21 protein-coding genes are annotated in these 22,727 nt (G+C 37.2%); 7 read left to right on the top strand and 14 right to left on the bottom strand.

The window, feature by feature from the left end; all coding sequences use genetic code 11:
• Nucleotide 1: 1 nt before the first annotated feature.
• The 13 genes from FHT21_RS02795 to rpsT all read right to left on the bottom strand — a co-directional run bounded on the left by FHT21_RS02795 (nt 2) and on the right by rpsT (nt 13,261).
• Entirely contained in the window at nt 2-2,794 is a 2,793-nt protein-coding gene (locus FHT21_RS02795; RefSeq protein ID WP_167293261.1) for a TonB-dependent receptor, read from the bottom strand.
• Between the two features lie 113 nt (nt 2,795-2,907).
• Complete coding sequence (locus tag FHT21_RS02790; RefSeq protein ID WP_167293260.1) at nt 2,908-3,423, bottom strand: Mpo1-like protein; 516 nt, start codon at nt 3,421-3,423, stop codon at nt 2,908-2,910.
• A gap of 147 nt (nt 3,424-3,570) precedes the next feature.
• Nucleotides 3,571-5,142: a ribonuclease Y gene (gene rny, locus FHT21_RS02785; protein ID WP_167293259.1), complete on the bottom strand. Its 1,572-nt coding sequence runs from the start codon at nt 5,140-5,142 to the stop codon at nt 3,571-3,573.
• Nucleotides 5,143-5,443: 301 nt separating this feature from the next.
• Nucleotides 5,444-5,734 carry a cell division protein ZapA gene (locus FHT21_RS02780; RefSeq protein ID WP_029277272.1) on the bottom strand — a complete coding sequence of 97 codons (291 nt, stop codon included), beginning with the start codon at nt 5,732-5,734 and terminating at the stop codon, nt 5,444-5,446.
• A 33-nt stretch (nt 5,735-5,767) separates the two neighbouring features.
• Nucleotides 5,768-6,058, bottom strand: a complete 291-nt coding sequence (locus tag FHT21_RS02775; RefSeq protein WP_138820612.1) for a hypothetical protein — start codon at nt 6,056-6,058, stop codon at nt 5,768-5,770.
• 31 nt (nt 6,059-6,089) lie between these two features.
• The gene (gene pheT, locus FHT21_RS02770) at nt 6,090-8,489 is read right to left on the bottom strand and encodes a phenylalanine--tRNA ligase subunit beta (protein WP_167293258.1); all 2,400 of its coding nucleotides are present in this window, start codon (nt 8,487-8,489) and stop codon (nt 6,090-6,092) included.
• A 134-nt stretch (nt 8,490-8,623) separates the two neighbouring features.
• Complete coding sequence (locus FHT21_RS02765) at nt 8,624-8,818, bottom strand: hypothetical protein (protein WP_167293257.1); 195 nt, start codon at nt 8,816-8,818, stop codon at nt 8,624-8,626.
• Between the two features lie 15 nt (nt 8,819-8,833).
• On the bottom strand, nt 8,834-9,028 hold the full coding sequence (locus FHT21_RS02760; protein WP_167293256.1) for a hypothetical protein: 195 nt from the start codon (nt 9,026-9,028) through the stop codon (nt 8,834-8,836).
• A gap of 1 nt (nt 9,029) precedes the next feature.
• The gene (locus FHT21_RS02755; protein WP_167293255.1) at nt 9,030-10,424 is read right to left on the bottom strand and encodes a radical SAM protein; all 1,395 of its coding nucleotides are present in this window, start codon (nt 10,422-10,424) and stop codon (nt 9,030-9,032) included.
• A 5-nt stretch (nt 10,425-10,429) separates the two neighbouring features.
• Entirely contained in the window at nt 10,430-11,191 is a 762-nt protein-coding gene (locus tag FHT21_RS02750) for a prolipoprotein diacylglyceryl transferase family protein (protein ID WP_167293254.1), read from the bottom strand.
• A gap of 3 nt (nt 11,192-11,194) precedes the next feature.
• Nucleotides 11,195-12,031 carry an endonuclease/exonuclease/phosphatase family protein gene (locus FHT21_RS02745; RefSeq protein WP_167293253.1) on the bottom strand — a complete coding sequence of 279 codons (837 nt, stop codon included), beginning with the start codon at nt 12,029-12,031 and terminating at the stop codon, nt 11,195-11,197.
• A 108-nt stretch (nt 12,032-12,139) separates the two neighbouring features.
• Complete coding sequence (gene radC, locus FHT21_RS02740; RefSeq protein ID WP_167293252.1) at nt 12,140-12,838, bottom strand: DNA repair protein RadC; 699 nt, start codon at nt 12,836-12,838, stop codon at nt 12,140-12,142.
• A gap of 168 nt (nt 12,839-13,006) precedes the next feature.
• Nucleotides 13,007-13,261, bottom strand: coding sequence for a 30S ribosomal protein S20 (gene rpsT / locus FHT21_RS02735; protein ID WP_029277289.1), 255 nt, complete (start codon nt 13,259-13,261; stop codon nt 13,007-13,009).
• Between the two features lie 241 nt (nt 13,262-13,502).
• Between rpsT and FHT21_RS02730 the strand changes: the two genes are divergently transcribed.
• Nucleotides 13,503-14,081, top strand: a complete 579-nt coding sequence (locus FHT21_RS02730) for a phosphoribosylglycinamide formyltransferase (protein ID WP_167293251.1) — start codon at nt 13,503-13,505, stop codon at nt 14,079-14,081.
• A gap of 421 nt (nt 14,082-14,502) precedes the next feature.
• Here FHT21_RS02730 and FHT21_RS02725 read toward each other — a convergent pair whose 3' ends face one another.
• Nucleotides 14,503-15,900 (bottom strand): MFS transporter, encoded by a 1,398-nt coding sequence (locus tag FHT21_RS02725; protein ID WP_167293250.1) that lies wholly within the window; start codon nt 15,898-15,900, stop codon nt 14,503-14,505.
• Nucleotides 15,901-15,976: 76 nt separating this feature from the next.
• Here FHT21_RS02725 and FHT21_RS02720 point away from each other — a divergent pair, with 76 nt between their 5' ends.
• The 6 genes from FHT21_RS02720 to mrdA all read left to right on the top strand — a co-directional run bounded on the left by FHT21_RS02720 (nt 15,977) and on the right by mrdA (nt 22,725).
• On the top strand, nt 15,977-16,345 hold the full coding sequence (locus FHT21_RS02720) for a helix-turn-helix domain-containing protein (protein ID WP_167293249.1): 369 nt from the start codon (nt 15,977-15,979) through the stop codon (nt 16,343-16,345).
• Nucleotides 16,346-16,539: 194 nt separating this feature from the next.
• Entirely contained in the window at nt 16,540-18,066 is a 1,527-nt protein-coding gene (purH, locus tag FHT21_RS02715) for a bifunctional phosphoribosylaminoimidazolecarboxamide formyltransferase/IMP cyclohydrolase (RefSeq protein ID WP_167293248.1), read from the top strand.
• A gap of 184 nt (nt 18,067-18,250) precedes the next feature.
• A complete protein-coding gene (locus FHT21_RS02710; protein WP_010601761.1) occupies nt 18,251-19,273 on the top strand; it encodes a rod shape-determining protein in 1,023 nt (340 codons plus the stop codon).
• 95 nt (nt 19,274-19,368) lie between these two features.
• Entirely contained in the window at nt 19,369-20,208 is an 840-nt protein-coding gene (mreC, locus tag FHT21_RS02705) for a rod shape-determining protein MreC (protein WP_167293247.1), read from the top strand.
• Complete coding sequence (locus tag FHT21_RS02700) at nt 20,201-20,716, top strand: rod shape-determining protein MreD (RefSeq protein WP_167293246.1); 516 nt, start codon at nt 20,201-20,203, stop codon at nt 20,714-20,716. Before mreC ends, FHT21_RS02700 begins: the two co-directional genes overlap by 8 nt.
• Entirely contained in the window at nt 20,716-22,725 is a 2,010-nt protein-coding gene (mrdA, locus tag FHT21_RS02695; RefSeq protein WP_167293245.1) for a penicillin-binding protein 2, read from the top strand. Before FHT21_RS02700 ends, mrdA begins: the two co-directional genes overlap by 1 nt.
• Nucleotides 22,726-22,727: the final 2 nt, after the last annotated feature.

Here is a 22,727-nt window from a genome sequence, read left to right as displayed (position 1 = left end):
ATTATTTATTTTTAAAATCGATGTTATAACTAAATCCTATTGTAAAATTCGTACCGCTCTTGTAGCTATAATAGATAGCGTCATCAGATCTGTTAAAGGTTTTATTATTTGGTCCGAAGTTTAAGAAAGATACATTTGATTGGTTAAGAATATCTGAAACATTCAGCTTAATCTCCCCTTTGTTTTTTAGCACTTTTTTAGAGATCTGAAAATCTATAACATCTCTTCCTTTCTCATAGATATTTGGCACAGATTCGTTACCAACCTTACCAATTCTATCACCAATTCTGTTATAAAGCGCATTGAATGACAAACCAGTTTCAGGTGAATTATACTGGATACCTGCATTAATCAAAAAAGGTGACAAACCTTGTAGTTGTCGGGTTTGGAAACCAGGGATACTCGATCGAACTTCAGATTTCAAATACGTAAAGTTTGCAAATGCAATTAAGTTCTCTAACCATTTAGCGTCAGACAAGAAAGTAAGTTTCTTACGAACGTCTAACTCAAAGCCATACGTATATGCCTTATCAGCATTTTGATAACTGAACTTTAAATTGTCAGCCGTTGAAGAACCATCTGTGACTTGTTCAATTGGATTCTGGAAATTTTTATAAAAAACGGAGAAAGTAAATGCCTCACCAGGAGATGGATAGTATTCATATCGGATATCAGCGTTCGTGTTCTGGCTTCTTACTAATTCAGGATTACCAGCAATCTGAACACCTTCTTCTTGGTTAACAAAAACAAATGGTGCTAATTCTCTAAGTTCAGGTCTGGTTACAGTTCTTGAACCAGAAAGTCTGAAATTAGACTTTTCATTTAAGCTATATGTCACGTTTAATGAAGGAAGTACATCAAAAAAGTCTTTCTCGTAAGACCTTTTTTGTCCTGTGCTATTCAGAGCATCAATGGTTTGTTTATAACCTTCAACCCTTGCTCCTAAAATTAAACGCACCTTTTCAGCAAGTGCTTGATCTAACATCAGGTAACCTGCATTTAAATCTGTTTTCCCTGTATAACTATCTTGATTGTTAGTGATTTCATCCAGCACAAATCCATCTCTGGAGATATTATTTGTACTGAATATACTTTCTTTTGGAAGGATTAATTTATTTGCATCAAATTCACTAGAGCTAGCTGGAGTATACAGGAAAATTCTAGCACTAAAATCTCTATCCCTTAATTGTTTCAAACCACCAAATTTGAATGTACCTTTTTTATTAAAAACGTTAATGGGAAGGCTTAGTGAAGCACTTCCACCATAATTATTCTCATTCAAATCAGAGAAAAATCTTTTGGTATTATCATCAATTAAACTAAATGGTGAGTTCGAATTTTGAATGCTACCATACATAATTGTCCGTAAATCTGGCTGTTCTCTTTTAATTAAAGCATAGTTCAAATTCCATTCTAGCTTAATGTTTTTCTCACCCAACTGATGTTCGCCCTCTAATTGGGAACTTAATAGTGATTTTTGATTTACCTCTGAAGAGGTATATCTGATATCAGTATTTTGATTTATAAACCCATTTCTGTTTATGTAACTATCTTCGAATGATTGATTAAATAAGTTTTTTAATGAAATTTTATTCTTTCTAATTTTATATGAAAAGTTAGCAAGTCCACCCAAAGCTACATTGTATCTATAATTTAAATCTTGATATTTATTTATAAAGTTGATACCATCAAAAGCTTCACGTTCTGCAATTCTTTGGTTTTGCTCTCTCCTATAGTTTAGTGAAATTATACTTCCAAAGGTGCCTTCGTTTTTAAATTTGGCAACATTCCCCCATGTAAACTGGTAGTTCTGCATAGGTAAAGCGATATATTTTCTTTCAGCATAGAGATTAGGAAACAATTTCGAATTGGCTATCCTAAGGTTTGTCGATCCTCCATTATACGCACCCCTGGTACTAGGAAAATTTGTCGGCAAACTTCTGGTTCCATCATCAAATCCTAAAAAGTCAGTACTGTTCCTTTCGTTCGAATAAAAATCTTTAAAAGTCGATTGAGTATTATAACCTGTTGAAACAGCAAAGTTGATGAATTTACTGTCAGGTATGTCTTTGGTAACCACTTGTGTAACACCGCCAGCAAAGTCTCCAGGTAAATCAGGAGTTGCAGTTTTATTTATCACAATTTTGTCAATCATATTGGAAGGAATGATATCAAAAGAGAATGCTCGTTTATCAGGCTCTGTACTAGGCAACAATGAATTATTGATTAGCGCAACATTATAACGATCAGATAAACCTCTAATAACTAGAAACTTTCCGTCTTGAATACTCGCACCACTCACCCTTTTTAAAACTTCAGAAGTATTCTTATCAGGCGATTTTCTAATTTGATCTGCCGTTATACCGCTTGAGATACGAGTACTATTTCTCTGTGAAGCGTACAAAGAATTCACGGATTCTTGTTTAACTGAGGCTGTGATTGTTACATCACCTAAATTTGCCCCCCCCGCTTCTTCTAAAATTAAGTTTACAATAGTTGACTGATTACCTGAAACCTGAATGTCACTTACATTCTTAGATGTGTAACCTACATAAGATAAATTCAAGGTATATTTTCCTGCAGTTAATCCACCAATAGCGTACCTTCCTTCTATATCGGTAGAAACACCTTTGGTGGTTCCAGCTATTTTAACCGTTACCCCAATTAAGGTTTCGCCGGTTTTTTTGTCAGTAACTGTTCCAGAAATTTTTCCGGTTTGGGCATACGAAAGTATGCTGATCGTCAAAGCGAACACGGTAAGTGCCGCTCTTTTAAAAGAGTTTAGTAATTCCAATTTGCCTTTATTTGATAAAGGCAAAACTATTACCACAATGTTAACTTTAGATTAGGTGTTAATTAACATTGTTTTACCTTAAGGTTAATTAGAAGTTAACTACTCTTTTTAGATCAGTAACGGATCCCTACTTTCTTGCAAATGAAGTGCAATAGCCAAATCGGACCAATTAACAAGAATTTAACATCATCCAGGAATGATGGTTTTTTGCCTTCAATTTTATGACCAATAAACTGACCAATCCAGGCGGCAACAAATATTGCGGCATAAATGGCGTAAGCCGTTCCACTCCCTAAGCCCACTGCTTGCTCAATTTTTACAATAATGTAGCTCATTAAACCTACCACCCAAATCATTAAGAAGAACAATACGGGCGATAATGTAAAATAATAATACAGGCTAAAGGCCAATAGAAAAGAGGCCCAGTTAAAGAAACCATTGTAGCTACCTAAAAAACCGATATGCGGAAAAGGGATCTGCCAGATTAAACCCAATAAGCTAAAAACAATTAATGGAACGCAGATCCAATGCACCAGTTTGTTTGTAGGGTTTTGATGGCTTTCAGCATACTTATCAAAAAGTATGTCTGCTGGTCGTTTTGGTTCGGTTGTTAGGGTTTGCTTGCTCATTATGTAAAAATAAAAAAAAGCGATGGAATATCCATCGCTTAATATTGTTTATTAAACCACTCGTCATGCTGAATTCAGTTCAGCATCTTTTCTATTACTAAGATCCTGAAACAAGTTCAGGATGACGATTCGGTGAAATCACCTTATTTATTTTGCAAATGCTACAGAACGGGTTTCTCTAATTACGGTAACCTTTATCTGCCCCGGATAAGTCATTTCAGTTTGGATACGGGTAGAAATATCTGCAGCTAAAAGTTCTGCCTGTGCATCAGTAATACGCTCACTTTCTACAATTACACGTAATTCTCTACCAGCCTGGATGGCAAACGTTTTCTCAACACCAGGGTAAGATAAAGCCAATTCTTCTAAATCTTTAAGGCGTTTAATGTAACTTTCTACCACCTCACGACGTGCACCCGGACGAGCACCAGAAATGGCATCACAAGCCTGCACAATTGGAGAGATCATTGAAGTCATCTCAATTTCATCGTGGTGGGCACCAATAGCATTACAAATTTCAGGGTGCTCTTTATATTTTTCGGCCAATTGCATACCTAAAATTGCGTGTGGCAATTCAGGGTTATCATCAGGCACTTTACCTATATCATGTAATAAACCTGCACGTTTAGCCATTTTAGCATTTAGGCCTAATTCGGCAGCCATAGTAGCACAGAAATTAGCTACCTCACGAGAGTGATGTAACAAGTTTTGTCCGTACGATGAACGGTAACGCATACGGCCTACCATACGGATTAACTCAGGGTGTAAACCATGGATACCTAAATCGATCACTGTACGCTCGCCAATTTCTACAATCTCATCTTCGATCTGTTTTTTGGTTTTGGCTACAATTTCTTCAATACGTGCAGGGTGGATACGGCCATCTGTTACCAAACGGTGTAAAGCCAAACGGGCTATTTCCCTTCTTACCGGGTCGAAACCTGATAAAATAATGGCCTCAGGTGTATCATCCACAATAATCTCAATACCTGTTGCAGCTTCTAGCGCACGGATATTTCTACCCTCTCTACCAATTACCCGACCTTTAATCTCATCACTTTCGATGTGGAAAATAGAAACCGAATTTTCAATCGCTGCCTCGGTAGCGGTACGCTGAATGGTTTGGATGACTACTTTTTTAGCTTCTTTACTCGCCGTTAATTTTGCCTCATCCACAATATCCTTCACCTGCATCATCGCTTGTGTGCGGGCCTCTTGTTTCAGATTTTCTACCAATTGCTCTTTAGCTTCTTCGGCAGAAAGACCAGCAATGGTTTCTAATTGTTTTAGGTGCTGGTTTTTAAGCACTTCTACCTCTTCTTGCTTTTTAATGGCAATTTCGGTCTGTTTTTCTAAAACGGTTTTTTGCTTATCGAGTTCTTGTTCTTTTTTATTAAAATTTTCCATACGCTGGTTTACCGATTGCTCTTTCTGCTTGATGGTATTTTCGCGTTGGTTAATGTTATTGTTTTTGGCATTCACTTCTTGTTCGTGCTCCGCTTTCATTTGCAAAAACTTCTCTTTTGCTTCTAAAAGTTTATTCTTTTTTAAAATTTCTGCATTGTTTTCTGCATCTTTTAAAATCTTCTTCACTTTGTTCTGTGCAGCAACCTCTTGCTGTTTAAGCAAGTTACGCAGGAGGAATCTTCCTACCACTACTCCGATAGCTATACCCGCTATTACGGCAAATACGTATCCTAATATTTCAACTATTTCCATTTTGTTTTTTATGTAAAAAAAAAACCGCAACTAATTTTTTAAAGTCTCATACATTTTAAACCTCAACTAAGCATAATTAGGGTTTAAGCCATTTTCAGGTGCCATAGCAGATGAAATACGCCCTCTTAACCCTATAGATATTGAAGTGTTAAGTTTTATAAAATTTGAAACTCAAAAACTAGCTGCGGCTATATTTTTGTGCTAATATATACAACGTTGCGTCATCCTGAATTCATTTCAGACTCTTTTTTTTAAGACTCTGAAACAAGTTCAGAGTGACGAAATGTTTAAAGAACGAACCTTATTTTGAAAAGAAATTACTGAGTAAAACATCCAATTCTTCAACTTTATCGGCAACAGCGGTATCTTGGTTTTGTACTTTGTTTTCTGTTCTCAATACGGCTGTTGCATAGTGCAACACGGCCATAGAAAGAAGATCCTGCTTATCTCTAACCGCATAATTATCCTGGTAATCTTTTATGCGCTCATTGATCATTTTTGCTGCCCGTCTCACAATTTCTTCCTCTTCCATATTCACCTTTAATGGATAAATACGGTCGGAAATGGTTATTTTAATCGAGATTTCTCCCATTTGTTTAGCTTAGTTTCTGATTTCCTTGCATCATTATTTTTTTAATAATGCAATACTTTTGTCAATCTCCCGCACAAAATCGTTAATTTTTTGTTTAATGTCAAGCGATTTTTCACTTGTTCCCTCTATACTTTTAGCCAATTTTGTAACCCTTAATTTTTCGTCAAGTTCTACATTTTTGCTCTTCGCCGTATCGAGTGCTACTTTTAACGATTGATTTTCAAGCTTTAATAAATCATTTTCTTCCTGTAGCGCATTACATAACTCAATTACCTGAGCTGTTTTTTGTAATACTTTATCTAACTGATCTGCAACAGAAGCCATGAATTTATTTCTAAAAATACGAATTTATATTTTATTTCCTAATTTCTGCACCAGCTTGTGCCGTTAAATTCGCGATTAGTTTCTGCATTGTATTTTCGATCTGCTTATCGGTTAAGGTTTGTTCTTCATCCTGTAAGATAAAATTCAGGGCATAAGATTTTTTCCCTTCTGGTAATTTATCGCCAACGTATACATCGAATACACCAACCGCTTTGATCAGCTTTTTATCGGTTTTGAACGCAATACCTTTCAAGGTATCAAAAGTTACATTCTGATCAATCAACAATGAAAGATCGCGGCGAACCTGCGGGTATTTAGAAACATCTTTGTGCACAATTGTATTTTTCCTTACAATATCTAACAAGGTTGCCCAATCGAAATCAGCATAAAATACTTCGGCATTTACATCAGCCACTTTACGGTCGGCTTTTGAAACAGCACCGAAACTTACCAGGGTTTTATCTCCACGGAAATATTTAATTCCGTAAGCAAAGTTTTCATCGTTTAAAACATCTGATTGATAACTTGCAATACCCAAACGCGATAGAATGGCATCAACTGCTGATTTTAAATTATAAAAAGTTACCGGTTTAGCATTTTGGTTCCATTGTTCGCTTTGTTTAGCGCCCGAAATCAACAATAACAGCCTTGGGCGCTCTACATATTGCTCATTGATTAAATGATAAGTTTTACCGAATTCGTAAAACTTCACATCGGCATTTTTACGGTTCTGGTTGTAAGCTACACTTTCTAAAGCCGGCATCAATAAATTTTGACGCATTACATTTAAATCGCTACTTAACGGATTTAAAATAAATACTGCCTCATCTAAATTTTTCGAATAGGCCGATTTAGTTAACGAGTTGCACATAATTTCTGCATAACCATTAGCGGTTAGCATATCTGCAATTACATTATGCGTATTTTCTTTTTCGGGCTTAATGCTGTAAGAAAGTGATGCATTTACCTTTGAAGGGATTTCGATGTTGTTATAACCATAAATACGCAATACCTCTTCTGTAATGTCGCATTCGCGGGTTACATCCACTTTAAATGATGGCACCCTTAAAGCCAAAGTATCGTCAGATGTATTGGTTGCCGAAATCCCTAAAGCTGTAATAATGTGTTTGATTTCGGCCGAAGGGATATTTGCACCGATTAATTTATTAATATTGGTATAACTTACTTCAAACTCAAAGGGCTTGATATGATTTGGGTAAATATCAGAAACTGATGAAGAAATTTCTCCCCCAGCCAGTTCTTTAATCAATAAAGCTGCGTATTTTAAAGCCGTAACCGTAATCTCCGGATCGGTACCACGCTCAAAACGGAAAGATGCATCGGTTTTTAAGCCATGTCTTTTCGATGTTTTACGAACAGAAACCGAATTAAAGTAAGCACTTTCTAAGAAAATATTTTTGGTTTCGGTATCAACACCAGAAGATTTTCCGCCGAAAACCCCTGCGATACACATTGGTGCTTCAGCATTGCAGATCATTAAATCATCTGCACTCAGCTTGCGCTCTACATCATCAAGCGTTACAAAAGGTGTTCCTTCTGCAACTTTCTTAACGATTACTTTTCCGCCAGTAATTTTATCGGCGTCGAAAGCATGCAAAGGCTGACCTAAACCATGAAGTACATAATTGGTGATATCAACCACGTTATTAATCGGGCGCAAACCAATTACCTTTAATTTATCTTTTAACCACTCTGGCGATTCTTTTACAGTAACACCAGAAACGGTAAGGCTGCTATAACGTGGGCAAGCCGCCAAATCTTCAACTTCAACGGGGATAACCAGATTCTCGTTATCGGTTTTGAAAGCAGAAAGATCAGGCATTTCAAATTCACTTCTGAAATAAGCAGCTAAATCTCTCGCCACACCTAAATGAGAAGCCGCATCGGCACGGTTTGGCGTTAATCCGATTTCGAAAACAAAATCATCATCCATTTTAAAATGGTCTTTTGCACGGATACCCACTTCGGTATCTTCTGCAAGGATCATAATCCCATCATGCGATTTACCTAAGCCAATTTCATCTTCGGCACAGATCATTCCCTGAGAAAGCTCTCCCCTGATTTTTGATTCTTTTATCTTAAAAGGCTCTCCTTCTAAAGGATATACCGTTGTACCCACTGTAGCTACCACCACTTTTTGGCCAGCACCTACATTTGGCGCACCGCATACAATCTGCAGGTTTTCTTTACCGCCAACATTAACAGTAGTAATACGCAAACGATCTGCATTGGGATGTTGAACACAGGTTAATACTTCGCCAATAAGTAATCCCTCTAAACCGCCCACCACAGGCTGAACTTTTTCTACACTTTCTACTTCTAAACCAACATTGGTGAGGATTAACGAAAGTTCTTGAGGTGTTTTATCAATTTGTACGAATTGTTTTAACCAGTTATATGATATTTTCATTTTGGAGTATCAAGTAGCGAGTGTCCATTATCAAGACAAATCTCGAAGGACACTCTAATTTCATAAAACGCAAAGATATTATTTAAAGGTCAAAGGAGAAAGTTAAACCAGCAATCTTGACACAATAAAAATGTCTAATGGCCAATATTTAAATTAGATAGAATTACCGCGCATGCCCCTGCTCCTATTACCAGCATAATAACCGAGGCAATAACTAATTTAAGTCCGGGTTTAACGGGTTGATTTTTAGCTGCCTTTACAATGATCTGAACAATGCCAATAACGAATAACAATACAACTATTACCCAATATACAATAAAAATTTCCATGGATTTATTTTGAAATTAACTGTTGGCGAGCAATACGGCACAAGCACCAAAACCGATTACCACCATAATTACTGAAATAATAAGCAATTTTAGCCCTGGTTTTACAGGTTCGTTCCTTGATGACTTAATGATAATCTGAATAATCCCCACAACAAAGAGTACAACTGCGATAAGACAATAAACAATCAATAATACGAATAAGCCTTCCATGTTAGTTCATATTTAATTTTTCCCTGATCAGATCTATTTTGTTGTCGCGGTAAAAGATATTCATGGTTTCGAAGGGTACCATTTTATATTTATCGCTCACAATATGTACACAGGATTTTTTAACAGCTCGTACATCAAAATCAAGCGGGTCCATAAAGTTCATGATGATAATCCGAAATAAATTATCGTAACTTAAACTATCTGATTTTACCCTTGGCAGGCAACACATTAATTCGCCAAAGGTATCTTCGGCACAGTCTACCGAAACACCCGTGCTAAACAAGTTGAGCATATGTTCTTTCAACTTTTCATCGTGCTCGAAAACAATCGTATTTTTCGAATTGTTGAGCAAATCCTCGGGATTGATCAAATGTGTCATCGGGATCACTTCGTCGCCGATTTTTAATGCATAAGCCATACACAATGCATCGGGGTTACAGGGCACAGGGATTAAATCTTGTGGGGTAAAGGTTGGGTATTGCTCATAAATTTTTCTACGCACCTCAGTTAAGGTAATCCTTCCTTGTTGATCATTATAATCATCATTTCTTCCGGCAACCTGGGTAGGCTGGAAAGTAACGCCGCGAACACATTTCTGCTTAAGCGCATAAGCTAAAATATCGCCAATTTCATGATCATTTAATCCTTTTTGTAAAGTAACAACCAAAGTGGTAGATACATTAAACTGATTGAGGTGATCGATGGCTTTTCTTCTTACTTCGGTAAGGTCTTCGCCCCTTAGCTTGGTTAATACATCAGCACTGAAACTATCAAACTGCAGGTAAATTTCGAAATCGGGCATATAAGTTGCCAGTTTCTCTACAAAATTAATATCCTTGGCAATCCTGATACCGTTGGTGTTCACCATCAGGTGTTTAATGGGCTTGCTTTTGGCGAGATCTAAAATCTTAAAAAAATCAGGATGTACTGTTGGCTCTCCGCCTGAGAGCTGTACCACATCGGGCTCGCCTTCGTTTGCTACTACAACATCCATCATCCGTTCTATTTCTGCCAAAGTTCTGTGCCTGCCATAAGTTGGCGACGACATGGCATAACAGGTTGGACAGGCCAGGTTGCAACGATCGGTAACCTCTATTACCGTTAAACACGAATGCTGTTCATGGTCGGTACACAAACCACAGTCGTAAGGGCAGCCGTAATGCACTTTGGTGTTAAACTTAAGCGGCATTTCCGATTGTTTATTGTAATTCCGGATCTGTTTGTAATAGTCTACATCATCAGCAATCATTACTTTACTATCGCCATGTGTTCTGCAATTTTTCAGCATGAATACCTTAGCATCCTGAAAAACAATCTTCGCATCACAAAGCTGCAAACATTCCGGACAAAGACTTTTGGTATAATCGTAGTATATATAATCCCTGGTATTGGCCATAATGTTTACTGTTTATGTAAAATCTGTTTAGAAATTCTGAAGATGAATCTATAATAATAAATAAAAATAAACAATGCAGACCAATGAATGCTGCTTAAGTTTAAAAATAATGAATGGTAAGGTTTTATAAATTCTATCAAAAAACGGAAAAAGAAATACAGCACCATCAATAATTTAAACCGATCTCCGTTAATGAGTTCTTTATGATGTTTTAAGCTATTAAAAAGGCAAATCAAAAGTATCAGATAAATCATTTCATAGAGCATGATGGGATGCCGGAGTATACCATCGCCCAGATCCATCCCCATAAAAAAGTGGGTAGGAGCACCATAGGTTGGCTCATCAATCCCCATGGAAAAGCAACCGATACGGCCTATAATAAGGGCAACCAAAATTGGGATAACGTAGATATCTCCAGAGGCGATATCCACGCCTATTATCTTTTTTATTAATTCGACACCGAACAAACCTCCTAGCAAGCCACCAACAATGGTTTTACTTTGATAAAGAATTGAAAAACTAAGATGGTGTAGTACTTGAGGCGTTTCGAGCACAGCAATTAAACGCGAGCCAATTAATGCCCCAAGCATAGCGCCCAACATAATCCACAGCCTGTTTTCGTCAGATATCGGGTCTTTAATTCCTTTTTTATAGAAATAATACAACCTAACACCAATTATAAATGCCAGTGTTTCGAAAATATAGTGATAATGGTATTGGTTACCAAAAAGTTCGAATTGGAAGGGAAACAAAGATTTTAACAGCATTTATTAAAACCAAAGTCTGCAAAAAACAGGTAAATGATCAGAATAATACCTTTTATCCTTACTATCAGTTAATACGGCGAATTTCTGCACCTTAAATCCTTTGTTTACAAAAATGTAGTCGATCCTGTTTTTCAGATCACTGTTAAAATCAAAATCATTAAAAGTACCTGTCGGGCCATATGGAGGCTCTACAGAAATCTCTTTTGCATCGGTAAGAAAAGATTTAATGGTAGCAATGGCCTCTGTTTCTGGTGTTACATTTAAATCGCCGGTAAAAACAACAGGTAATGTCGGCGCAATCTGCTGTATCTTTTGTTTCAATAATTTAGCCGATTCAATTCTCGCTTTTACCCCGATATGATCGTAGTGGGTATTAAACACGATAAATTCTTTTTTATTTAACTTATCATAAAGTTTTACCCAGCTACATATACGGTTAAGCGCAGCATCCCATCCTTTTGAAGGGACATCAGGCGTTTGCGATAGCCAAAACGTTCCACCGTCTTTTTTGGCAAAGCGGTCTTTATCGAAATAAACAGCTGAAAATTCTCCTTTTCTTTTACCATCCTCTCTACCAACACCCACTACATCAAAATTGGAATTCTCCAAAAGTGCATCAAACTGTTCGGGTAAGGCTTCCTGTACACAAAGAATATCAGCATCATGAAATTTCACTAAAGCTTTTACATTATCTTTTCGGTTTGGCCAGGCATTAACACCATCTGATGCCACATTTAAGCGAATGTTATAGGTAATGATATTAATTGGAACTGCCGTTTTTTGCGCAAATGCCACAACGGTTAGCAAAAGAAAAACAGGGATGATTTTTAAAGTATTCATAAATAATAATTACACAATTTGATTAATGCTGGCTAGCCAGTAACTCCTAATTTTAAGCCGCTATTATACTAATTTAACGTTAATTGTATTTTAACAACCTAATATCTTTTAAATTAAATCTTCATCCCTATAGCTATAGTATCGGTTATTGGCAAAAATCAGGTGATCAACCACATACAGACTAAGCAAATTTCCTGAAGCTACCATATCCCTGGTCAGCTTATCATCGCTCTCACTGGGCTTCAAATTTCCCGAAGGATGGTTATGCGCCAATACAACATTCGCTGCATTGTTTTCTAAAGCTGTTTTAAAAATAATTTTCGGATCGGCTACTGTACCTGCCTGCCCGCCTTTACTGATCAAAAATTTACCAATTACCCGGTTAGACCTGTTTAGAAGTAATATCCAGAATTCTTCGTGATTGAGATTAGCGAAGGTTTGATGTAAATACTTATAAACATCATTAGAAGTAGTAACATGAGTAATCGTCTCTTCGGCAGTTTCCTTTCGCCGCAAACCAAGCTCTAAAGCGGCTATAATAGTTAATGCTTTGGCTTCTCCAATACCTTTAAACCTCGATAGCTCTAGAATAGAAGCTTTCCCCAGTTTTGTTAAATTATTATCGTAAAAAGACAAAATCCTTTTACTTAAATCTACAGCGGTTTCATTTTTACTTCCCGAGCCAATTAAAATAGCAATCAGTTCGGCATCTGTTAAATGCCTTCGGCCGTGCAATAAAAGTTTTTCACGCGGGCGATCTTCTTCAGCCCATAACTTTATACCTAATTTCTGTTCGTAATTTTCCATTTTAAGACAAAAAAAAGGCACCCTAACTTTTGGTTGGGATGCCTTTACTAATATCGTAAAATAATTGAAGAAAAATTAAGGTTTAAATTATTTCTCTCCCCAAAAAAGTATAAATACAAAAACGGCATAAGTTAAACCTATGCCGTTCCTAATATCGTAATAATTGGCTTATTTTAAACCGTTAACGAATTTCGTTAATTTTGATTTGTTATTAGCCGCTTTGTTTTTGTGGATAATATTCTTTTTAGCTAAACGATCTAACATAGAGATTACTTTAGGCAATAAATCAGATGCAGATTTTTTATCTTCTGCAGCACGTAATCTTTTAATGAAAGTACGTGTAGTTTTTGCCTGATATCTGTTACGTAAACGTTTTGTTGCGTTTGCTCTAATTCTTTTTAATGAAGATTTATGATTTGCCATTTCTATTTAGCCTTTTATTTTTCTTATTCGTTTCCTATAATTCGGGTTGCAAATATAGGATTAATGTTTTTAAATTACAAAACACTTTCAACTTTTTTTTCATTAAAATTGAAGCCTGTTTCCGAACCGCAAAAATACGTTAAAATTATTCATTAATAATACTTTAACATAATTGAATAAAAATTCTTTTCCGTTAAGAAAACAGGCTTAAAAATACTATTTTTGGACAAAACGATTTTGAGTGAAAAAAAGAATAGCCATCTTTGCATCAGGTTCTGGCTCTAATGCCCAAAAGCTGATGGAGCATTTTAAGCGGAGTAATGAAATAGAAATATCTTTGGTATTGACCAACAATGCCGATGCATATGTATTACAAAGAGCTGATAATTTTGAAATTCCCACTCATATTTTCGACAAGAATGAGTTCTATAAAACGGATGAAGTGGTAGACCTGCTCAAAAACCTGGAGATTGATTTTGTGGTACTGGCCGGTTTTCTTTGGCTAATCCCCAAAAGCCTGATCAATGCCTATCCTGGCAGGATTGTAAACATCCACCCTGCAATTCTCCCAAAATTTGGAGGAAAAGGTATGTATGGCGACCACGTGCACCATGCGGTAATGGCTGCAGGTGAAACCGAAGGCGGCATAACCATTCATTATGTTAACGAAAACTATGATGAAGGGGAATACATTTATCAAGCCCGCTACAGGATCGACAAAAACGACAATCTGGAAATGGTAAAGTTTAAAGGACAGCAGCTCGAACACCAGCATTACCCACGTATTGTAGAAACCATTGTGAAGAAGATAAAAAAGTAATACCGGCCCAGTGCGCTTATTCGATCTTAAAAATCTCGGGATCATTTTTAGCACACCGCAATTTTAGGGTATCGCCAACTTGTATAGCAGCATTGGTGTTAATTACTTCCTGCGTCCAAACCTTATTATTTAGGATGTAATTAAATATGGCATAAGGCGTTTGAATATTTCTATTTCTCTGTATATATAATTTCGTCACAATCCCCCTGTGCGGGCATGCCATACTTGGCCAATTGTTTTTCTATAAAAGATTCATGCATCTTAAAAACTATTGTTATATCGGTCCACTTTTTTCTACGATTTAATTGAAACATTGATTATGTTAATTTATAAAATGACCAAAACAATAAAAATCATCGTTTTCCTTCATCATTAATAAATACGACCCGAAAAATATTTTCATTACTAAGAAATAAAAGCATCAGGTCTGCTTCATTTTCGACATCAGCAACAATAATGCACTAACAACAATAAGAAACCCGATATTGAGCAAAGTTGCCCATTGATAAGCTACGGAAAATTGCGAAGCCAGAACCGGATGTTGAAGTTTACTAAAGAAAATACCACCAACAAGAGCAACCCCAAGCGCTACCGAAATCTGCTGCATTGTTAAGTAAATACCAGATGAAGTCCCCATTTTATCTTCAGGTATACTTTTCAGCGATATCGTCATTAAGGAAGGTAAAATGGTGCCACAGCCTATTCCATATACGAACAACACTATACCTATATATAATTGCGACGCGGCATTTGAATTAAATACAATCAGATGAAAAAGCAATGCTGTAATCATTATCACAGATCCTGCTAACGAGACCGATTTACCATAACGGGTCACTAATGGCGTAAAAAACATTGATGCCATTACATAACCAAGTCCCTGGCAAACAAAATATATCCCGGTACGGGCAGAACTTATGCCCATCCCACGCTGTAAATTAACCGTATTAATCAGGAAATAAGAATCCTGAACGAGGTAATAAAACAGGGAAATTAAAAGTCCCATCCTGAAATCGAAATTTTTAAAGGAACCTGAATTAATAAGCGGAAGCTTCCCCATCCCAACACCTAATTGTTGATAATAAATAAATACCAGCAGCAATACCCCCGATAACAGCAATAAAGTAATGCTCCAGATCGGCCAACCTAGCTCCCTACCTTGTATTAGTGGATAAATAAAGGCTGTTAAGGTTAACATTAGTAATAAGCTGCCGATAAAATCAAATTTCCCGGTAGTTTTTACAGGCAATTCTTTAAGATACTTGAAACCCAGCATAACAGCAGTTATGCCAATGGGTACATTGATCAAAAAAATCAAACGCCAGCTCTGGGAAATAATTTCAAGATCAGGAATCAATCCACCCAAAAACTGACCAATAACCGAAGCGGTACCAGCTATACTGCCATAAATGCCCAACATCTTTATCCGCTCTTTCTGATCGGGAAATAAACCGGGGATAAAAGCCATGCCCTGGGGCACCATGAATGCTGCGCTTATGCCCTGTATAAAGCGGGCAACATTAAGCTGGGTAGCCGATTGTGACAAACCACAGAATAAAGAAGCAAGGGTAAAAATCAGCATTCCGGCCAGAAATACCTTTTTCTTTCCAAAGTATTCTCCTGCCCGCCCTCCGGTAATTAGAAAGGAGGCATAACCTATAATATACATCACAATTATAAACTGCATATCAGCATCTGTCCCATTAATGCCAGTTTTAATAGATGGAAGCGCCACGTTTACAATAAACAGATCTAACACGGATAAAAATATGGCCGAACAGGCGATCAGGAACACAGACCATTTTCTATATTTTTTCATGCTTTTCTTATATTTAAAATTCAAAGGAAGAAAAGCCTATAACGACAATCAAGTAGTCACTTAAACAGTACCTAGTATGCAAAACAGTACTAATAATGAGTATAAAGCAATTACAAATGAAGTTTTATTTTTAAATGACTCTCCGTTGACGAGCGTATTTAAGGTAATCGGAGGCAAATGGAAAATTATGCTTATTAAAGCCATTGCTGCTAAATGTCCTAAAAGATTTGGAGAACTGAAACGCGAAACAAATTTCTTAAGCCAGGGTACACTAACCACACAGCTAAAAGAAATGGAACGCGATAAACTCATTGTACGGGAGGCTTTTGCAGAATCTCCTCCACGCGTAGAATATAAACTCACTGATTTAGGGAAAACCCTTCTTCCTGTAATTGATGTTTTGGAAGATTGGTATGCTAATTTCCAAGCCAGCAGCAAGCACTAAAAAATTATAATAAAGCAATGATATACAAGCTGCTAATATAAATTCTATTTGCAGGTGCAGCGCTTAGAAATACCAACGAAAGATAAAAAATACCCAATAAAGAAAAATATACAAATAATTTCATTTTTATTGGTTTCATCACCTAAATAAATCCCTCTGTTTTACTACCTTTGCGGCTCAAAATTTTCAGTAGAATGAGTCAATCCATTAAAATCAAAAACGCTTTAATCTCAGTATATTATAAAGATGGTTTGGAGCCATTGGTAAAATTGTTAGCCGCACAAGGTGTACAATTATTTTCAACCGGTGGAACAGAACAATTCATTAAAGATTTAAACCTCCCTGTTACAGCGGTTGAGGATTTAACTGGTTATCCATCTATTTTGGGCGGACGTGTTAAAACCTTACACCCAAAAGTATTTGGCGGAATTTTAAACCGTAGAGCATTAACTGGCGACCAGGAGCAGATTGCTGAGTATGAAATTCCTGAGATTGATTTGGTTATTGTTGACTTATACCCTTTTGAAGAAACCGTAAAAGCAGGCGGAACACCGGAAGAAATTATCGAGAAAATCGACATCGGTGGTATTTCCTTAATCCGTGCAGCTGCAAAAAACTTTAACGATGTGGTAATTATCGCATCGAAAAACGACTATCCTACTTTACAAGCCCAATTAGAAGCGCAAAATGGCGAAACTACTTTAGCACAACGTAAATCGTTCGCTAAAACAGCTTTCCATACTTCTTCTCATTACGATACTGCAATCTTTAATTACTTCAATACAGAAGAGCCGCTTGATGTTTTTAAGCAAAGTGTAACTGAAGCTAAAACTTTACGTTATGGTGAAAACCCACATCAAGGTGGTGTATTTTATGGCGATTTAGATGCCATGTTTACCAAACTTAACGGTAAAGAACTTTCTTACAACAATTTGGTTGACGTAGATGCAGCCGTTGCTTTAATCGACGAATTTGAAGATCCAACTTTCGCGATCTTAAAACATACCAATGCTTGTGGTATTGCCTCTCGCCCTACTGTTAAACAGGCATGGCTTGATGCATTGGCCTGTGATCCGGTTTCGGCTTTCGGCGGTGTATTGATTACCAACGTGGAGGTTGATCTTGAAACAGCAGAAGAAATTAACAACTTGTTTTTTGAAGTGTTAATTGCACCTTCTTACCAAGCAGAAGCGATCGAGCTGTTCAGCAAAAAGAAAAACCGCGTTATCTTGCAGCGTAACCAGGTTGAATTGAGCAAAAAACAATTTAAAACATTATTAAACGGTGTAATTGAGCAGGATAAAGATTTAATTATCGAAGGTCCGGAGCAAATGACAACTGTTACCGATAAAGCACCTACTGCACAAGAACTAAAAGATCTGTTCTTTGCTAACAAAATTGTAAAACATACTAAATCGAACACCATTGTTCTGGTTAAGGATGATGTTTTAATTGCGAGCGGTGTTGGTCAAACTTCGCGTGTTGACGCCTTAAGACAAGCGATTGAAAAAGCAGCTTCTTTCGGATTCAGCGTTAAAGGTGCTGCAATGGCTTCTGATGCTTTCTTTCCTTTCCCTGATTGTGTTGAAATTGCTGCCGATGCCGGAATTACAGCTGTTCTACAGCCAGGTGGCTCAATTAAAGATGCCGATTCTGTTGCCAAAGCAAATGAAAAAGGTATTGCTATGGTAACTACCGGTGTAAGACATTTTAAACACTAGTTAAGCTTAAAGGCTAAAGTACATTGCAAATCGCTTTTGTCTTTTAGCTTTTTATTTTCTGAATATTTTAATTGCCTTAAAAACAATTAATAACCGAAGAAAATAAAACTTAAAACAATAAAAAAGCTATTTTTACATTAGGAATAGTATAGATTTGATAAAATAAAGAAAACATACCTTATACATGGGATTATTTAACTGGTTTACGCAAGAAGTTGCCATCGATTTAGGCACTGCGAATACCCTGATTATACATAACGACAAAGTAGTTGTAGATGAGCCATCTATTGTTGCTTTCGATCGTACTACAAACAAAGTTATTGCTATTGGCCGTCAGGCCATGCAAATGGAGGGTAAGACCCACGATAATATTAAAACCGTTCGTCCATTAAAAGATGGTGTAATTGCCGATTTTAACGCTGCTGAGGCGATGATTAAAGGGATGATCCGCATGCTTAATGGCGGTAAAGGATGGATGTTTCCATCTTTACGTATGGTAATCTGTATTCCCTCTGGTATTACTGAAGTAGAAAAACGTGCAGTGCGCGATTCAGCCGAAATTGCCGGTGCAAAAGAGGTATACTTAATTCATGAGCCAATGGCAGCTGCTGTAGGTATCGGAATTGATGTAGAAGAGCCCATGGGTAACATGATTATTGATATAGGTGGCGGTACCACAGAAATTGCGGTAATCGCTTTATCTGGTATCGTGTGCGATCAATCTATCCGCGTTGCGGGAGATAATTTCGACTCTGATATTGTAAACTACATCCGCCGCCAACACAACATTATGATTGGTGACCGTACCGCTGAAAAAATTAAAATTGAAGTTGGTGCAGCTTTACCTGAATTACAGGATGCTCCTGCCGATTTCGCAGTTCAAGGTCGCGATTTAATGACCGGTGTACCAAAACAGATCACTGTTTCTTATACCGAAATTGCACACTGTTTAGATAAATCGATCTCTAAAATTGAAGAAGCAATTTTAAAAGCCTTAGAGATTACTCCTCCAGAGCTTTCAGCGGATATTTACCAGACTGGTATTTATTTAACTGGGGGTGGTGCATTGTTAAGAGGTTTAGATAAGCGCGTAGCGGCTAAAACTAAATTACCTGTTCACGTTGCAGAAGATCCACTTCGTGCAGTAGTTCGTGGAACTGGCATTGCCCTTAAAAATATAGGCGGATATAAATTCTTAATGCAATAACATTTAGCTTGGGGTTTGGGGTTGTGAGCTTGGAGTTTTCCACTCATACGCCAAACTTTTAACTCCCAACTCCAATCTTTTAACTCCAAACTCAAATGCGTAACCTTTGGATTTTCATCAGCAGATACAACGCATTTTTCTTATTTATCATTTTTTTTATCGTTGGCATCTACCTCACGGTGAAAAATAACGCTTATCAGCGGAGCGTAACCTTAAACTCAAGCAATGAAGTAGTTGGCAGCGCATATGAAAGGTTAAATGTTTTTAAACGATATTTAAACCTGGGAATGGTTAACGATAGTCTTGCGGCAGAGAACGCGAAGCTTAAAAGCCAGTTACTGGGATTAACCACGATAGATACAGCTAAAGATGTTAAAGTGGTAGATACGGTTACCAATCAGCAATACACATATCTGGCAGCTAAGGTGATTAAAAATTCGATCACTTTGCGCAACAACATCATGACCATTAATAAAGGGACAGTTGACGGTATTAAAAGTGGCATGGCCGTTATTGCGCCTCAACGTGGAGTAGTTGGTTTTATCCGTGATGTTTCGGCACATTTGGCAACCATACAATCGCTACTACATAAAGACACGAAGATTAGTGTAACCTTAAAAAAGAACAATGCGCTTGGCTCATTAGTTTGGGGTGACGGAAATTTTGATATTAAAAAGGCATTTGTTAAAGAAGTACCGAACCACATTAAAATGTATGTAGGCGATACCGTTGTTACTTCAGGTTATGGATCTTTTCCTGCCGGGATTTTGGTTGGAAAAATTAGCAAGGCAAATGTGGCCACCAATGATAATTTCTTATCAGCAGAATTAAATTTATTTACTGACTTTAGCACATTGCAATATGTATATGTGGTTAAAGATAAAAAAGCTGAAGAGCAAAAGGCTTTAGAAAGCATCGCTAAACCGAATGAATAGTAGAATCATTATTATAAATGTGATCAGGTGGTTTTTACTACTTTTTGTGCAGATATTCTTGCTCAAGAACATGGGCTTTTATGATCTTTCTACACCGTTTATTTATGTGCTGTTTTTGCTCCTGCTTCCATTCGGAATCCCCAATATTTTACTGTACTTATTGGCTTTCGGAACAGGATTAACCCTCGATGCCTTTTACGATACCATGGGCGTACACGCCACGGCGTGCGTAGTATTGGCTTTTGTGAGGATTTCTTTTATTTCAATAAGTTTAAACCGCGACGCAATTGACGACCCAGAACCATCGTTAAGTTATATGGGTTTCCAATGGTTTTCGCTTTATGCTTTTCTTTGCGTTGTTGCACATCATCTGGTGCTGTTCTTTTTAGAAACATTTAGGCTAACCGAAGTTGGTTATACCTTAATGAGATGCGGCTTAAGTTGTATCTTTACACTGCTTATTATTTTATTGGTAGAGTTTATATTCTATAGAAGAACACCACGTTAATGGATCAATTATTTAACCGAAAATATATCGTTCAAGGATTATTTATTGTAATCGCCCTGATTTTATTGGGGAAGTTATTTTATATCCAGATTATTAGCGACAAGGCTTTCAGTTCTGCCGAGAGTAACGTATTGCGTAAAATTTATAAATATCCGGCTCGTGGTGCCATCCTCGACCGAAACATGAAGGTTATCGTACAGAACGAACCCGTTTACGATTTAATGGTTACGCCTAACGAAGTTAAACCTTTCGATACCCTTGCACTGGCCAATGCCTTAGAAATTACCGTAGAAGATGTACGCAAGAAACTAAAAAAAGCCAGGGCGCAATCAAATTATCAGGCTACGTTTTTCGAGCGCCAGATTTCGGTTCAGAGTTATGCCCGCTTACAGGAAATTATGTACCGTTTCCCGGGTTTCAGAACCCAGGACAGAACGGTGAGGCATTATCCTGATAGCATTGCCGGACAACTTTTCGGTTATGTAAAAGAAGTAAGTCCTGATGATATTGAAAAATCGGAAGGGTATTATAAACCTGGCGATTTTATTGGAAAAAGTGGTTTAGAGCGGTCGTACGAAGATTTTTTAAGAGGCGAAAAAGGTGTAATTAATACGCTGTACGATGCCAGAAACATTGCCCAGGGCAGTTATGCTGGTGGAAAATACGATATCAATGCCGTCTCTGGTGATCGATTAATTTCGTCGTTAGACATTAGAATTCAGCGCCTTGGCGAAGAGCTGATGAAAAATAAAGTAGGTGCAATTGTAGCCATTGAGCCATCTACAGGTGAGATATTAGCCTTCGTGAGTAGCCCTGGTTATGATCCAAATCAATTGGTTGGTAAAGATTGGGGGAAAAATTACATGAGCCTGATTGCAAATCCCTACCGTCCACAAATCGTGCGCCCTATCGCAGGTCAGTATTCGCCAGGATCATCTTTTAAACCTGTTGATGCCTTGGTTGCCTTGCAAGATGGTGCCATCGACCCTAATACTACATTTTTTTGTCCTGGTTATTATATGGCCGGAAACCATAAAGTAAAATGCGAGCACGTAGATGGAACCATTAACATGCAACGTGGTATTGCCCGCTCCTGTAACACCTATTTCTGTCATGTTTTTCAGAACATCATCACTAAAAATGGCATGAAAAACCAGCGTCAAACCTATGCACAATGGCACGAGCAGATTTCTAAATGGGGTTTTGGCCAGAAATTGGGCATCGACATGCCTTTCGAAAAAAAGGGGATATTTTATCAAGGTAGCCATTATGATAAAATCTATGGTAAACGCTGGGGATACACCACTGTAATTTCGCAGGCCATTGGCCAGGGTGAGATTACCTCTACCCCATTGCAAATGGCCAACGTTATGGCAGCAATTGCCAACCGTGGTTATTATTTGAAGCCACACTTAATTAAAGGTATCGGCGATAAAAATGTAGTAAAAAAAGAATATGTTGTTAAAAACTATGTAGGTGTAGATGAAAAATATTTCCCTATTGTAATTGATGGCATGAGAGATGCGGTGAACAGTCCTTGGGGAACAGCCAAAGAGTCGCAGATACCCAATATTGTGATGTGCGGAAAAACCGGAACCGTACAAAATCCACATGGTAAAAACCACTCGGTTTTTATTGGTTTTGCACCAATGGACAACCCTAAAATTGCCATTGCAGTGATTGTGGAAAATGGTGGCTTTGGAGGTTCCTATGCCGCTCCGATATCAAGTTTTATAGTAGAAAAATATCTAACGGATACAATTAAACCACGTTCGAATGGTTATACCGTAAAAGCATTCTCAGAAACCAATCTTTTACCTGCTTTAATCGATAAGACAAAGAAAGTTAAACTCACCAAATTAGACAGTTTAAACATAAAAAAGACAGATTCGCTTAAAAAGGTTAAAGATAGTTTAAAATTAAAATCGGTAATACTAAAACAAAATATTGTTACCAAGCCTAAAGTAAATGAACCCATTGTAAACCATAAACCTGTAACCAATAAATAACG

This window comes from Pedobacter sp. SG908 (assembly GCF_011759615.1).
In the GTDB taxonomy this organism is placed as follows: domain Bacteria; phylum Bacteroidota; class Bacteroidia; order Sphingobacteriales; family Sphingobacteriaceae; genus Pedobacter; species Pedobacter riviphilus.
This window is presented reverse-complemented; position numbering and strand designations above follow the sequence as displayed.